Here is a 14,428-nt window from a genome sequence, read left to right as displayed (position 1 = left end):
CATTAGTCCGCTCCGGCCAGTACGCGCGCTGTGACGCGACCCTCTCGTACCTCGAGGACCAGGTCGGCGCCGTCCGCCTCGGCGGCGTTGTGCGTGACGTGCACGACGGTCTTCCCGGCGAGCGCCTCGCCGAGCCGTTCGCGGACGGTGCGCGCGGTCGGTTCGTCGAGATGCGCGGTGGGCTCGTCGAGGAGGACGAGATCGGCCCGGGCGGCGCCGAGCATGGCGCGCGCGAGCGCCACCCGCTGCGCCTGCCCGCCCGACAGCCCGGCGCCCGCGCTGTCCAGCATCGTGCCGAGCTCGACGTCCTCGAGAACGGCTTGGTACAAGGCTTTCCGCAGGTCGTCCTCGGACGCCGTCGGCTGGGCCAGGCGCAGGTTCTCGGCGACGGTGGTCGAGACGAGCATCGGTTCTTGCGGCGCCCACGCGACGTTCTCGGGAGCGTCGACGTCACCCTTGCTCGGCTTGAGGAAACCGAGCAGGGCCGCGACGAGCGTCGACTTCCCGGCGCCGCTCGGGCCGACGACGGCGACGTGCGTCCCGGGCGCGATGTCGAGGTCGACACCGGTGAGAACCGGGTGCTCGGTACCGGGCCAGCCGAGATCGGCGTTCCGGATCCGCACCCCGCCGACGCCGGGAAAGTCACCTTCCTTGCGAATTTCGCGATGAAGGGGACTTTCATCGCACTTGGCGAGGCGCAGACGGGCCTGGCGCAGGGTGTCCCAGTGCTGCGCGGCCGGCGGGAGAAGGGAGAGTACGTCCGCCAGCGCGAGCGGCACCAAGGCGACCACCGGGGCGAGGACCGGGTTCAGCGCGCCGGCGGCGACGGCGCTTATGGCGAACCCGGTGCTCACGACGGTGGCGGCACCCGTCGCCAGGATGATCAGGGCGTCGGCCGCGCCGGCGCCGAAGGCCTGCCGCCGCGCTTCGGCGGTCAGCGCGGCGTCGGTCGTGGCGATCCGGCGACGTCGCTCTTTGTCGGTCCCGTACGCGATCGACTCGGCGGCGGCTTCGACCAGGCTCAGCACCTGCGCCGACACCGAACGCCGTCCGGCCGCCAGCGCGCTGGTCGCCCGGCGTTCCGCCCGGAGCGCGAGCAGCGGCGCGAACGCGCTCACCAGCACGGCCGCGGCCAGCGCGAGTCCGGCCTCGGGCAGGACGACGGCCTGCACCGCGACGGCGCCCGCGGCCACCAGCGCCACCACGATCAGCGGCGTGATCACCCGGGGCAGCAGATCGCGCACGGTGTCGGTGTCGCCGACCAGCCGTCGCTGCTCCTCACCCGCCCGAAGCGCGCGTGCGGGTCCGAGCCGCACCAACGACTCCCAAAGCCGGACCCGCAGGCTTCCGGCGATCCGGAACGCGGCGTCGTGCGTGACCAGCCGTTCGAGGTACCGCAGGCCCGCGCGGCCGAGACCGAACGTCCGCACGCCGACGATCATCACCGTCAAGGTCAGGATCGGAGGCTGCTGCGAGGCCTTGGCGATGAGCCAGCCCGAGAGCGCGGTCAGCGCGACCCCGGCGAGCAGGGCCGCGGCGCCGAGCAGCGCTCCGCCGAAGAACCTCGGCTGCAGCAAAGCTCGCCACGGCAGCGGCTTGGCCGCCGTCCGCGCCTCAGTCATGACGACTTCCGCCACCGGGTCAGTCGACATGTCGATACCCGGCGTGCGTTCGTGAGCGGCGATGATCGCGGCGGCGCCGTTGTCGACGGCCTTGGTGACGGCGGCCATCACCAGCCCGGCGTTGACCTCGTCGAGGTGGGCGGTGGGCTCGTCGAGCAGGAGCAGCCACGCGCCCGCCCGGATCCGCACCAGCGCCCGCGCCACCGCGACTCGCTGACGTTGTCCTTGCGACAGCTTCGAAACCGACCGATCGGCCAGGCCGGCGAGCCCGAGTTCGCCGAGGATGTCTTCGGCGCCGACCTCGTCGCGGACCGTGCCCCCGCCGAACACCGGCGACTGTGGCACCCAGGCGACGTTCTCACGCCAGCGGTCGAGGTCGGCGTCGGCGAGATCGGTGCCCCCGACGGTGATCGTCCCGTCTTGGGCTTGCACGAAGCCGAGCAGGACGGCCAGCGTCGTCGACTTGCCGCCGCCACTGGGCGCACGCAACCAGGTCAGTTCGCCGGGCCGGACGGAGAAGCTCTCACCGTCGGGGGCGAATCCGCCACGCCTCGCGACGCGCAGTCCGCCGACGTGGATCTCACCCTTGGGAGGTGTCCCGGATCCTTGGGGCGGCAAAGGTTCCGCGAGCACGTCCGCGACGCGGCGCACGGCCTCGACGCCGTCTTCGCTGGCGTGGAACGCGGCACCGACCGCGCGCAGCGGCTGGTAGCACTCCGGCACGAGGATCAGCACGCCGAGCCCGATGGCCAGCGGCAGTTCGCCGGAGACGAGCCGGACGCCGATGACGACCGCGACCAGCGCGACCGAAAGCGTCGCGATCAGTTCCAGCGCGAACGCCGACGCGAACGCGACCTTCAGGGTTTTGAGCGTCGTGCGGCGATGCCGTTCGGAGATCTTCCGGACCGTCTCGGCCTGCGCCTCGGCGCGGCGGAACGCGCTGAGGATCGGCAGCGCGCGGACGAGTTCCAGCAGATGTCCCGACAACCACTGCTCGGCGTCGGCGGCTTCGGCGACCCGCTCGGCGGTGTGTTTGCCGATCAGGATGGCGAACAGCGGCACCAGCGGCACGGTGATCACGACGAGCGCGGCCGAAGGCCAGTCGGCGACCAGGATCGCGGCGCCGGCGGCGAGCGGCACGATCGCGGCGGTCACCAGTGCCGGGAGGTACTGGGTGAAGTAGGCGTCGAGCGCGTCGAGTCCCTTGGTGGTCAACGACGTCAGCTCGCCGTGGCCGCGGCGCGCGATCCATTCCGGGCCGAGTTTCAAGGCGTGGTCGAGAGCCTTCGCGCGCAGCTCTTCCTTCGCGCGGGCGGCCGCGCGAACGGAGACTGCCCGCACCGCCCAGCCGGTCAACGCGCGCCCTGCGACGAGCGCGAGCAGCACGGCCAGCTGGGCGGTGCGGTCCCCCGGTATTCCGCGGACGACCGCGGAGAGGACGTCGGCCAGCAGGAACGCCTGTCCCACCAGCACGACCGCGTTGACGAAGGACAGTGCCCCACTGAGGATCAACGCCCGGCGCGCCGCCTTCGAAAGCGGAGCGAGCGCGCCGAGCGGACCCTTTCCCGGTCGCGCTGGGTCCATTGTGGACTCCTTGGCGGAAAGGGTGTCGCGGCCGGGAAGTTCGGTCATGGTGCGTGCACCGGTGGGATGTGGCGGGTGCCGATGCGCTTGCGGAACACCCAGTACGTCCAACCCTGGTAGATCAGGACGGCGGGGGCGCCGAACAGCGCGACCCACGTCATCACGGTCAGGGTGTACGGACTCGATGCCTCGCCCGCGATCGTCAGCGTGTTCGCGGCGTCCACAGTGGACGGAAGGACGTTCGGGTACAGCGCGACGAAGATCGCGACGGCGGAAGCCGCGATGACGCCGCCGAGCGCGGCGAACGCCTGCCCTTCCCGGCCCGCGCGGATGCGGAACCAGGCGAGGACCGCGGCGACGACGGCGATGCCGATCAGGAGCAGCGTCCACAGGTCACCCGAACGCAGTTGCACGACGACGAGGAACGCGAGCAACGGCAGCAGGGCGACCGGGAGCAGGCGCGTGGCCAGGTTCCGTGCCCGGTGGCGGAGGTCGCCCTCGGTTTTGAGCGCGAGGAACGCGGCGCCGTGGACCAGCGAGAACCCGACGACCGCGATCGCGCCGAGCAGTGTTTCGAACCGGACGGCGGCGAACGCGCCGCCGACCCGGTTGCCGTCGGCGTCGAGCGGGAGGCCGAGGACGGTGGTCGCGAGGAGCAGGCCGACCCCGAACGGCGGGATCCACGAACCGATCCCGATGACGCGGTCCCAGTTGCGGCGCCAGCGGTCGGAATCGACCTTGCCGCGGTACTCGAACGCGACGCCTCGGCCGATGAGGGCGAGCAGCACGACCAGGAGCGGGAGGTACGCGGCCGAGAACAGCGACGCGTACCAGCCGGGGAACGCGGCGAACATCGCGCCGCCCGCGACGATCAGCCAGACCTCGTTGCCGTCCCAGACCGGACCGATCGTGTTGACCATGACGCGGCGCTCGGTGTTGTCCTTCGCGAGAGCGGGCATGAGCATGCCGACGCCGAAGTCGAAGCCTTCGAGGAAGAGGTAGCCGAGCCAGAACAGGGCGATGACGCAGAACCAGATCGTTTCGAGGGTCATCGGGCGCTCACTTTCCTGGGCCTGGGCTGAAGGACGCTTTCGCCGCATGCGACGCGGTGCCTGCGTGCGCCGCGGTGAAGGGAGCCTTCGCCGCATGCCACTCCGTGAAGGGAGCCTTCGCTGCGTGCGATGCGGTGAAGGGGCCCTTCAGCCCCTGCCCGTGGTCGCCCTGCCCTGCCGACGCCGCGCGGCATGTCGCGAAAGCCACTTTCGGGACATCCAGCGTCGCGAAAGTGGCATTCGCGACACCTCCCATCACTCCGAGGCGACCGTTCCGGCGCTTCCACCCCTGATCGCCCTGAGTTATCCACAACCACCCAAGTTGTCCACAGATCGGCTGTGGGTAACCCGCCTGAGCGATACCCCCGATACGCTGGGTGCGGGGCCGTCCCCCGGGAAGGGCGGGGGGCTGGGTAGGTGACGTAAAGAGGCGATCAGTAGGCGAAGGCGAGGGCGTCGTCATCGCTGTCACCGCCTTCGGGATCGTCGTTCTTGCTGGTCGAGGCCGGTTTCTTGGGGGGCATGACGGCGTCGACACCGCCGCGGACGTACTTGCGCATCAGGAAGACTTCGACGACGCCCAGGACCGCGTAAACGGTCGTCAGAGCGATCAGCGATGTCCATACCTCGCCTGTGGACAACTTCGAGACCGCTTGCGCGGTGAACATCCACACTCCGTCGACACCGGTCGGATTCGGCACCACTACGAACGGCTGACGACCCATCTCGGTGAAGATCCAGCCGGCGCTGTTGCCGATGAACGGCGTCGCGATCCCGCCGAGCACGAGCCACGGGAACCATCGCTGCCCGGGGATGCGCCCGCGCCGGGTCAGCCACAGCGCGAGCAGCCCGATCCCGGCCGACATCGCGCCGAAGCCGATCATGGCGCGGAAGCCCCAGTAGGTCACCGGCAGGTTGGGCACGTAATCGATCGGCTTGCCCGCGAGCGAACCGAGCTGCGGGTCGTCCGGGTAGTTCGTGCCGTACTTCGCCTGGTACTCCGTCACCAGGTTCTCCACGCCCTTGACCTCGGTCGTGAAGTCGTTGTGCGCCAAGAAGGAGAGCAGCGCCGGCACGTTGAACGTCTTGACGTCCTCACAGTTCGAGCCGCTCACGTCACCGATCGCGATGATCGAGAAGCTCGCCGGTTTCTCCGTGTGGCACAACGCTTCCGCCGACGCCATCTTCATCGGCTGCTGCTCGAACATCAGCTTGCCCTGCATGTCACCGGTGATCGCCAGCACCGCGAACGCCACCACCCCGGTCCAGCCGCCGAGACGCAACGACGAACGCCACACCGCGCGGTGCTCGTCGTCCTCCGAACGCTTGCGCCACAACTGCCAGCCCGCGACACCGACCAGGAACGCCGCCGCCACCGAGAAAGCACCCGCGAGCGTGTGCGGGATCGCGGCCAGCGCGGTGTTGTTCGTCAGCACCGCCCAGATCGAGTTCATCGTCGGCTTCCCGTCGACGAATTCGACCCCGACCGGATGCTGCATCCACGAGTTCGCCGCCAGGATGAAGTACGCGGACGCCACGGTGGCCAGCGAGTACGCCCAGGCGCACGCCAGGTGGACCTTCTTCGGCAGCTTGTCCCAGCCGAAGATCCACAGTCCGAGGAAGGTCGACTCGACGAAGAACGCGACGAGCCCTTCCATCGCCAGCGGCGCACCGAACACGTCGCCGACGAACCGCGAATACGCGCTCCAGTTCATCCCGAACTGGAACTCCTGCACGATCCCGGTGACCACACCCATCGCGAAGTTGACCAGCAGGAGTTTCCCCCAGAACTTGGTCATCTTCAGATAGCGCGGATCACCGGTCCGGACCCAGGCCGTCTGCATCCCGGCGACCAGGACCGAAAGCCCGATGGTCAGCGGGACCATCAGGAAGTGATAGACGGTGGTTATGCCGAACTGCCACCTAGCGAGATCGAGAACCTCCACGCCTCAAGCCTGCTCACCCCGAGGGTGACCCGCCAGTTCAAGTGGTCCTGTCCTCAGCGGGACGTAGGTCCCACGCCCGGCTCAGCCGAGGCCGGCGAGCGTGAGCCGCGCCTCGTCGGCGATCTGCCGCCGCACGCCCGAATCCCCCAGTGTCAGCACGTGTTCCAGGGCCAACGCGTACGCCGCATCGAAAGCGTCCTCGACGGCGACGGGGATATCCGGCTGGACGCCGACGCCTTCCCAGTTGGTCCCCGTGACCGGGTTCACGGCTCGTCCACCCGGGACGGTGACATCCAAATGGGTGTCCACTTTGTACTGCTGGCGCGGATTCGCGCCGCCGCCGGTCACCGCGCCGACCGTCTTCGCCCGCCCCAACTGCTGAAGTGAGTAGCTCAGGTCCTCCGCGCCGGAGAAGGTCTTCGGACCGGTCAGGATCCACACCGGCTTGTCCGCGCCGAACTTGCGTCCCGGCACGTACGGCAGCGTCCAGAACTGGTTGGTCACGTCGCCGTCGCGCAGATAAATGCTGTTGTAGTGCACGGGCTCGTCGACCAGGTAGCTGATCAGCACGGCCACCGCCATCGGGTCACCGCCCCGGTTCTCCCGGACGTCGATCAGCAACGCGTCGGTGTTCGCGAGCAGGGTCATCGCCGCGGCCAGCGCCTCACCGGCGATGTCCGGCCCGTAGAGCAGCTTCGTCTCCAGGTAGCCGACATTCCCGGACAGCCGTCGCGCCGACGCGATGCCGAAGCCGTTCAGTTCGGCCTCGTGCCGGTACACCTCGGGATCGAAGGACTGGCCGTCCACCTCGGGCAGCGGGTCGACGTGATGCCGCAGCCGCAGGTGTTTGTCCCCGTTGACCGATTGCAGGTCCCGAGTGACCGCGGCGGCGAACGCCTTGTCGTCGAGCCCGGCGTACGCGCCCTCGCCCAGCCTCGCCTGCAAGAACACCACGAGCTTCTCGGCGACATCGGGGAACACGTAGTGGCTCCGCAACCGTCCGCACACGTCATCGATCCGCGCTCTCTCGTCCATGCTCGCGGACGCTACCAGCGGCGACTGAAAAAAGAATTCGGTTTGCCGAAATCTCCTTTCCGCCCGGCCAAGAAATACAATTCGCCCGCGCATGCCGTCCGATTCGGAAAAGCCATCAGCTTGCCCTTTCCCGAACCTCCCCTTTATCGTTGCAGTGAAAGGGGTGGAAATCATCATGTCTAGCTCGATGCTGGCGCTGATCAGCGCGTTCGGCCTGGTACTGGCCGTGGAGCTGCCGGACAAGACACTCGTCGCCACCCTCGTTCTCACCACTCGTTTCCGCGCTTGGCCGGTATTCGCCGGTGTCACCGCGGCGTTCGCCGTGCAATGTGCGATCGCCGCCACTTTCGGCAGTGTGCTCACTTTGCTGCCGGAGGCGCTGGTGACCGCGATCGTCGCCGCGATGTTCGGGATCGGCGCGTTCATGCTTCTTCGCGAAGGGTTCAGCCCCGGCAAGGACGGCGGCGAGGACGCGTCGCGTTCCGGGCCGAGCCCCGCGACCTTCTTCCGCTCCGCGCTGACGTCGTTCGGCGTGCTGTTCGCCGCCGAGTGGGGTGACGCCTCCCAGCTCGCGACGGCCAGCCTCACGGCCCGCTTCGGCAACCCGTTCGCGGTCGCACTCGGCTCCTTCGTGGCGCTGGTCGCCGTCGCCGGGCTCGCCGTCTTCATCGGCGCGAAGGTCCGGAGCCGCATCCGTCCCAAGCTCATCCAGCGCGTGGCGGGCTTCGTCTTCGCCGGGTTCTCTCTGTTCGCGCTGACCCAGCTCGTCTTCTGAGGCGCACGGGTTCTTCACAGGTTCGCCGGGTAACCTTTCGGAAACGAAAAGGTGAACACCCGCCCCGACGTGCCTGGAGAAACCGGTCGTGACCTTGCCAAAGATCATCGCGGCCCGTGCCGTCTCCCCCGTGCACGGCAGGCTCGCGATCTTCGGCATGGCCGTCGCCGTCGCCATCTCGATCGATCTGCACCTGCGGCTGTCCAGCCAGGTCAGCCCGATCTGGCAGACGCTGTCCGAGTACGTCTACGGCTACCTCTCACCCGGTTCGACGGCGGCGCCGCTGTTCGGCGCGATGTGCCTGGCGCTGGGGCTCGGTTCGCTCGCCCTGCTCGGCGGTATCGCGAAGGCGCACCGCAGCGGTTACGAGTCCGTTCTCGTCCTGCTCGGGGTGTGGTGCACCGGGCTTTTCGTCCTCGCGCTCGTGCCCGTCGACCCCGAGGGCCAGGCACGTTCGCTGGCCGGGCAGATCCACAACTACGCCGCGCTGACGGCCTTCCTCGCGCTTCCCGCCGCTGCCTGGGTGCTGACCCGCCCCGGCCGGGCGCGCTGCCCGTGGGAGCCGCGCCGCACGACGATCCGGCGGCTTTCGGTGGCGAGCTTCGCCGCCGTGGTGATCGTGCTCGGCGGGTTCGTCTGGACGATGCTCACCGGGCCGTCGCATCAGGAGATCACGCTCGGCCTGTTCGAGCGGCTGCTGTTCGCTGTCGACCTCACGCTGCTGGCGACCATGGTGCGCCCACTGCTCAGCGGCCGCTGACGCGCTACTCGGGCTGTTTCAGCACCTCGGCCAGCCGGACGGCGGACCCCAGGACCGCGGGACCCACCACGGAGGCGTCCAGCGGCTCCAACGACACGACACCGAGGCTGGCCTTCAAGCCCGGCACCCCGCGCACGGGCGCGGCGACCCCGGACGCGCCCGCCTCCAGTTCACCGGACGACGTCACCCAGCCTTCGCCGCCGGGACGCAGCGTCATCGCCTTGCCCGCGGCTCCGGCGGACAGCGGATGGCGGGTGCCGACGCGGTAGGCGACGTGGAAGCTCGTCCACGTCGGTTCGACGACCGCGACGGCCTGCGCCTGGTCTCCCTGCGCGACCGACAGATGCGCCGTCGCGCCGACCTTCTCCGCCAGCTCGTGCAGGACCGGCCTGGCCGCCTCCCGCAGCTGCGGGAGGACCTGCCCGGCGAGCCGGAGCAGGCCGACACCCAGCCGCACCTTGTTGCCGTCGCGCCACACCAGGCCGCGTTCGGACAGCGGGACGAGCAGCCGGTAGACGGCGGCCCGGCTCGCGCCGATGGCGACGGCGAGTTCGGAGATCGTCGCCGCCTCGCCCCCGGCGTCCGCCACCGCTTGCAGCAGCGCGAGCCCTCTGTCCAGGGTCAACGACCCTTCGCGGGTCACAGCAGGCTCGACCGAGGTCTTTTGATCTTTTGAGGTCGCGCCCTTTTGGCCGGAGGCCCCGCTATCGCGATGGCAGGGCGCCCTTCAAGAACAGGCGACCTACTACGCCCACGTGCGCTCTGGCAGCGCGATGGCGGCAGCGCGATAGACAACACGGTCACAGCAACCCGAGTTCCCCGAGGTCGGCGACCGGCTCGTCGAACGAGGCCGCCGCGTACGAGGCGAAAAGCCCGCGCACGGCCTTCGCGGCCGGCTCCGACATCCCCTTGGCCTCGTCGGCCAGGGCCGCGCTGTCGGTCGACTCCAGCGCGGCGCGCACGTCGCCGCCCGAAAGGGAGCGTGCGGACGCGACGATGAGGTTCAGGAACCCGTGATGGGTGAACCCGCTGGTCTCGTCGGTATGCCGGACGGCACGGTGCAGGCTGTTCGTCGCCTTGAACGAGGCCCCGCTCGAGCCGCTGACCACCGCGAGGAAGTCGGCGACCTCGTCGACGCTGGGGAAGTTCTCGCCCGCCTTGCCGCCGCAGCGGATCTTCGGCCAGCTGCCGTGCTCGATCACCTTCCGCACGCCGTCCAGCCAGCCGACACCGCGCCGTGGCTCGACCACCCGGATGACGTCCTCGGGCACGAACTCGGAGACGCGCTCCAGCCAGACCTCGTCGACGTCCGACGGCGCCGGCATCTCCACCATCCGCAGCGCGAGGATCTCGCTGCGCGATTCGACGATCGAGATCGCCTTCGGGACGCCGCCCAGGCCGGTGTCGATGATCAGCGACAGCGGCAGCGGCTCCTTGGGTTTGATCTTGATGAGTTCGGTGATGAGCTCGGGCAGCCTCGACGCCTGGCACAGGAACACGCCGAGGACGCCGGAGTGTTCACCGGTCCTCGACGCGAAGTGCGCACGCAGCGCTTCGGGCATGGACGCCTCGCCGGGCGGGAACAACGCCGAGTCGTCGACGAGCCGCGCGAACAGGGGAGGGATTCCTCGGGGGCCGGGTGGCGTGAGTTCCACAGCGCTTGACACGACTGACACGCTAGTAGCGTACGACATCAGGACAAAATCGTTCGCACAACGGACACGTTCCGGGGAGATTCCGATGCCTTACTACCGGCAGGTAGGCGAGATCCCGCACAAGCGCCACACGGCGTTCCGCAAGCCCGACGGGGGCCTGTACGCCGAGGAACTGATGGGTGTCGAGGGCTTCTCGGCGGACTCCGCGCTGCTCTATCACCGCGGGCTGCCCACCGCGATCGTCGACGCCGTCGCGATCGAGGACGAACGCGGCCCGATCACCCCGAACCACCCGCTCAAGCCCCGCGCCTTCAAGACCCAGGACCTCAAGTTCGGCGACGCCGACGCGGTCACCGACCGGCGGCGGCTGTTCGGCAACGCCGACGTCACCATCGGTTTCGTCCACGCGACGCAGCCTTCGCCGCTGTACCGCAACGCGGCGGGCGACGAGCTCTTCTACGTCCATGGCGGCAGCGCCACCGTCGAGACGATCTACGGCTCGCTGGAGATCGGTGACGGCGACTACCTCGTCATCCCGACGTCGTGCACCTATCGCGTGCTCCCCCACGACGAGATCAAGCTGCTGACCATCGAGGCGCGCGGCCACATCGGCCCGCCGAAGCGCTATCTCTCGGCGAAGGGCCAGTTCCTCGAGCACTCGCCGTACTGCGAACGCGACATCCGCGGCCCCTCCGAGCCGCTGGTCGTCGACGGCACCGACGTCGAGGTCCTCGTGCGGCACCGCGCCGGGCTGACGCGCTACACCTACGCGACCCACCCGTTCGACGTCGTCGGCTGGGACGGCTGCCTGTACCCGTGGGTGTTCAACATCGACGACTTCGAGCCGATCACCGGCCGCGTGCACCAGCCGCCGCCCGTGCACCAGACGTTCGAGGGCCCGAATTTCGTGGTCTGCTCGTTCTGCCCGCGCAAGGTCGACTACCACCCCGAGTCGGTCCCGGTGCCGTACAACCACGCGAACGTCGACTCCGACGAGCTGATGTTCTACGTCCGCGGGAACTACGAGGCGCGCAAGGGCTCCGGGATCGAGGTCGGCTCGCTCTCGCTGCACCCGTCCGGCTTCACGCACGGGCCGCAGCCCGGCGCTGCGGAGGCGTCGATCGGCGCTCAGTTCTTCGACGAGACCGCGGTCATGGTGGACACCTTCGCGCCGCTGGACCTCGGCGAGGCCGCCGACGCTTCGGAGGACCACCGCTACGCGTGGACCTGGTCCGGCCGGGGCCCTGGCGCCTGATTTCACCGGTCGCGGCCATGGCGGGATAAGTACCGCCATGGCCGCAACGGTTCGGCAACACGGCCCCGGGCGGGCTGAAACCTCCGGATAATCGGTGTTCCCACCGCTGGAGGTTCTCCATGGTCGTGAATCCCGGTCAGTCCCGAGGCGGCCGCAAGGTCCTGGCGTTCGCGGCCGCGGCGGTGGTCGCGATCGGTTTGATCATCGGACTGCGCGCGCTCACGAGCGACTCCGGCGAAGAGGCCGCGGCAGCGAAGTGCACGACGGGTGACGCGGTCAAGTTGCAGGTGTCGTCCTCGCCGGAAAAGGCGGGCGTGGTCACCGAGATCGCCAAGGGCTACAGCGGCCGCACGGTCGCGGGGCGCTGTGTCGACGTGATGGTGCAGTCGAAGTCCTCCGGTACCGCGATGCAGGCGCTCGCGCGCGGCTGGAACGAGGCGGTGGACGGGCCGAGGCCGGACGTCTGGACGCCCGCCGCGTCCGGCTGGGTGAACCTGCTGCGCCAGAACCTCACCGGCACCGATCACCCCGCGCTGGTGCCCGAGGGCGACCCGGAATCGGTCGCGAACGCGCCGCTGGTCCTCGCCATGCCGAAACCGATGGCCGAGGCGCTCGGCTGGCCCGGCAAGGGCATCGGCTGGAAGGACCTCGCCGCACTCGCCACGGATCCGCAGGGCTGGGCGAAGTACGGCCATCCGGAATGGGGGAAGTTCCGGCTCGGCAAGACGAATCCGAACATCTCGACGTCCGGTCTCAACGCCACGATCGGCGCCTACTACGCCGCGACAGGAACGTCTTCGGACCTCACCGCGAACGCGCTCGCGAAACCGGAGGCACGGACGTTCGTGCAGAACGTCGAGCAGGCCATCGTCCACTACGGCGACAACACCCTGACGTTCCTGACGAACCTGCAGAAGGCCGACGACCGCGGCGCCGCGCTGTCGTACATCTCGGCGGTGACGGTCGAGGAGAACTCGCTCGTCGGCTACAACCAGGGCAACCCCACCAACGATCCGGAGAAGCGCGGGCAGCACGCGCCGCCGAAGGTGCCGCTCGTCGGCATCTACCCGAGTGACGGCACGCTCAACTCCGATCACCCGTTCACCGTGCTGAACTGGACCGACGACATCCACAAGCAGGTCGCGGCGGACTTCCTCGCGCATCTGCGGGGCGCCGAGGCGCAGCAGAAGTTCAGCGACATCGGCTTCCGGACGTTCGACGGGAAGCCCGGTTCGCAGACCACGTCGGAGAACGGCGCCCAGCCCGACGCGAAGCTCAACCTGATCCGCCCGCCGAGCCCGCCGGTGCTGACCGAGGTGCTCAAGTCGTGGAAGGACCTGCGGAAGAAGGCGAACGTGCTGCTGGTCGTCGACGTCTCCGGGTCGATGGGCGACGGGGTCGGCGGGACCGGGAAGAACAAGATGGATCTCGCGAAACAGGCGGCCGTGGCGTCGTTGCCGCAGTTCAGCGACGCGGACAAGGTCGGACTGTGGATGTTCTCGACGAAACTCGACGGTGACAAGGACTTCAAGGAACTCCGGGCGGTGTCGCCGATCGGCGGTGAACCGGGCAGGCAGGAACTGGCGTCGCGGCTGAACGGGCTGACCCCGCAGAACGGAACCGGTCTCTACGACTCGTCGCTCGCGGCCTACGAGTTCATGAAGCAGCGGCTGGATCCGGAAGCGATCAACGCCGTCGTCGTGCTCACCGACGGCCGGAACGAGGATCCGGGCGGAATCGACCTGCCCAACCTCGTCGGGCAGCTGCGGACCGAGGGTGGCGGTGAGGCGGTGCGGATGTTCACCATCGCTTACGGCTCCGACGCGGACCTGAACGTGCTCAAGGAGATCGCCGAGACCACTCAGGGCGTGGGGTACGACTCGTCCAAACCGGACTCGATCGACCAGGTCTTCACCGCTGTGATCTCGAATTTCTGAGATCCTCGGATATGCGCTTCGTCCGTGAGCTAGCCGAACCGTGGGGACTGCTCCTCGCGGCGACGTCGGCGGGGGCGGCCTGGGCGGTGCAGTTGCCGGTGGTCGCCGCGATCGGCGTCGGCGTGACCGTGCTCGCCGCCCGCGCCGGGGTCGCCGCCGCCACCCGCGCGAAACCCGCCGCCGAGCCCGAGGAGCGGGCCCTCCCCGACGTCGAACCGGGTTCGGCCGAGGCGGACTGGCTGCGTCGGGCGGAGGCCGCGGCCGCCGGCTTCGAGTCGATCTCCGGATCGCTCGACACCGGCCCGCTCGCCGAGCGGGTGGCCGACATGGAACCGGTGGTGCGGGAAACCGTCGACACCCTCCGGCGGCTGGCAGGTCGCGCTTCCGCCACCGGGAAGGCGCTGGCACGGGTCGATCTGGGCGCGGTGTCCGCCGAGAAGGCCCGGCTGACGAAAGACCTGAAGACCGCCGACGACGACGACATCCGCGGCGACCTGCTGCAGTCGCTCGAAGCCGTGCAGGCACAGGAAGACGTGCACACGCGGCTTTCGAGCGCGCGGCGGAAACTGCTGGCACAGCTGCGATCCGGCGCACTCGGTCTCGACGGCCTGGTCGCCAGGGCGGCCGAACTGTCGGCCGCCACCGGCGATTCACTGCTCGACACCACGACGATCGGCGAGCTGAGCGAACAACTGGAAGGGATCCGGCGGGGCGTCGTGGAGACCGAAGAAGCGACGCGGCGCTCGCTCAGCTGAAGGGGACTTTCCCTCATCTCACGCGGTGAAGGGAGCTTTCGTCGCGTGGCAT

Annotated in this window: 11 protein-coding genes; 5 read left to right on the top strand and 6 right to left on the bottom strand. The window is 69.2% G+C overall.

Annotated elements, in window-relative coordinates; genetic code table 11:
* Positions 1 to 2: 2 nt before the first annotated feature.
* From cydD to ACLJPX_RS21785, 4 genes are all read right to left on the bottom strand, one after another.
* Entirely contained in the window at positions 3 to 3,254 is a 3,252-nt protein-coding gene (gene cydD / locus ACLJPX_RS21800) for a thiol reductant ABC exporter subunit CydD (protein WP_410601691.1), read from the bottom strand.
* On the bottom strand, positions 3,251 to 4,258 hold the full coding sequence (gene cydB / locus ACLJPX_RS21795) for a cytochrome d ubiquinol oxidase subunit II (protein ID WP_410601690.1): 1,008 nt from the start codon (positions 4,256 to 4,258) through the stop codon (positions 3,251 to 3,253). The genes cydD and cydB overlap by 4 nt, the downstream gene beginning before the upstream one ends.
* Positions 4,259 to 4,692: 434 nt before the next feature.
* Positions 4,693 to 6,204, bottom strand: a complete 1,512-nt coding sequence (locus ACLJPX_RS21790) for a cytochrome ubiquinol oxidase subunit I (RefSeq protein WP_101611722.1) — start codon at positions 6,202 to 6,204, stop codon at positions 4,693 to 4,695.
* 81 nt (positions 6,205 to 6,285) lie between these two features.
* Positions 6,286 to 7,239: a S41 family peptidase gene (locus ACLJPX_RS21785; RefSeq protein ID WP_410601689.1), complete on the bottom strand. Its 954-nt coding sequence runs from the start codon at positions 7,237 to 7,239 to the stop codon at positions 6,286 to 6,288.
* A 187-nt stretch (positions 7,240 to 7,426) separates the two neighbouring features.
* Between ACLJPX_RS21785 and ACLJPX_RS21780 the strand changes: the two genes are divergently transcribed.
* On the top strand, positions 7,427 to 8,014 hold the full coding sequence (locus ACLJPX_RS21780) for a TMEM165/GDT1 family protein (RefSeq protein ID WP_410601922.1): 588 nt from the start codon (positions 7,427 to 7,429) through the stop codon (positions 8,012 to 8,014).
* An 88-nt stretch (positions 8,015 to 8,102) separates the two neighbouring features.
* Positions 8,103 to 8,774 carry a DUF998 domain-containing protein gene (locus tag ACLJPX_RS21775; protein ID WP_410601688.1) on the top strand — a complete coding sequence of 224 codons (672 nt, stop codon included), beginning with the start codon at positions 8,103 to 8,105 and terminating at the stop codon, positions 8,772 to 8,774.
* A 4-nt stretch (positions 8,775 to 8,778) separates the two neighbouring features.
* Here ACLJPX_RS21775 and ACLJPX_RS21770 read toward each other — a convergent pair whose 3' ends face one another.
* Together ACLJPX_RS21770 and ACLJPX_RS21765 are read right to left on the bottom strand one after the other, a co-directional pair.
* On the bottom strand, positions 8,779 to 9,417 hold the full coding sequence (locus ACLJPX_RS21770; RefSeq protein WP_410601687.1) for an IclR family transcriptional regulator: 639 nt from the start codon (positions 9,415 to 9,417) through the stop codon (positions 8,779 to 8,781).
* A 157-nt stretch (positions 9,418 to 9,574) separates the two neighbouring features.
* Positions 9,575 to 10,429, bottom strand: coding sequence for a hypothetical protein (locus tag ACLJPX_RS21765; protein ID WP_265737282.1), 855 nt, complete (start codon positions 10,427 to 10,429; stop codon positions 9,575 to 9,577).
* Between the two features lie 85 nt (positions 10,430 to 10,514).
* Here ACLJPX_RS21765 and ACLJPX_RS21760 point away from each other — a divergent pair, with 85 nt between their 5' ends.
* From ACLJPX_RS21760 to ACLJPX_RS21750, 3 genes are all read left to right on the top strand, one after another.
* On the top strand, positions 10,515 to 11,684 hold the full coding sequence (locus ACLJPX_RS21760; protein WP_101611717.1) for a homogentisate 1,2-dioxygenase: 1,170 nt from the start codon (positions 10,515 to 10,517) through the stop codon (positions 11,682 to 11,684).
* A 119-nt stretch (positions 11,685 to 11,803) separates the two neighbouring features.
* Positions 11,804 to 13,621, top strand: coding sequence for a substrate-binding and VWA domain-containing protein (locus tag ACLJPX_RS21755; RefSeq protein ID WP_410601686.1), 1,818 nt, complete (start codon positions 11,804 to 11,806; stop codon positions 13,619 to 13,621).
* A gap of 11 nt (positions 13,622 to 13,632) precedes the next feature.
* Positions 13,633 to 14,376: a hypothetical protein gene (locus tag ACLJPX_RS21750; protein ID WP_410601685.1), complete on the top strand. Its 744-nt coding sequence runs from the start codon at positions 13,633 to 13,635 to the stop codon at positions 14,374 to 14,376.
* Positions 14,377 to 14,428: the final 52 nt, after the last annotated feature.

Source organism: Amycolatopsis sp. lyj-90 (assembly GCF_046549035.1).
Lineage (GTDB): Bacteria > Actinomycetota > Actinomycetes > Mycobacteriales > Pseudonocardiaceae > Amycolatopsis.
Note: the sequence above shows the minus strand (reverse complement) of the source record. Positions and strands in the feature narration are given on the sequence as shown.

Excerpts from the sequence above, each read along its gene's own strand:
- ACLJPX_RS21760 (WP_101611717.1), top strand. The coding sequence starts at position 10,515 with ATGCCTTACTACCGGCAGGTAGGCGAGATCCCGCACAAGCGCCACACG.
- cydD (WP_410601691.1), bottom strand. The coding sequence starts at position 3,254 with ATGACCGAACTTCCCGGCCGCGACACCCTTTCCGCCAAGGAGTCCACA.
- ACLJPX_RS21785 (WP_410601689.1), bottom strand. The coding sequence starts at position 7,239 with ATGGACGAGAGAGCGCGGATCGATGACGTGTGCGGACGGTTGCGGAGC.
- cydB (WP_410601690.1), bottom strand. The coding sequence starts at position 4,258 with ATGACCCTCGAAACGATCTGGTTCTGCGTCATCGCCCTGTTCTGGCTC.
- ACLJPX_RS21750 (WP_410601685.1), top strand. The coding sequence starts at position 13,633 with ATGCGCTTCGTCCGTGAGCTAGCCGAACCGTGGGGACTGCTCCTCGCG.
- ACLJPX_RS21780 (WP_410601922.1), top strand. The coding sequence starts at position 7,427 with ATGCTGGCGCTGATCAGCGCGTTCGGCCTGGTACTGGCCGTGGAGCTG.
- ACLJPX_RS21755 (WP_410601686.1), top strand. The coding sequence starts at position 11,804 with ATGGTCGTGAATCCCGGTCAGTCCCGAGGCGGCCGCAAGGTCCTGGCG.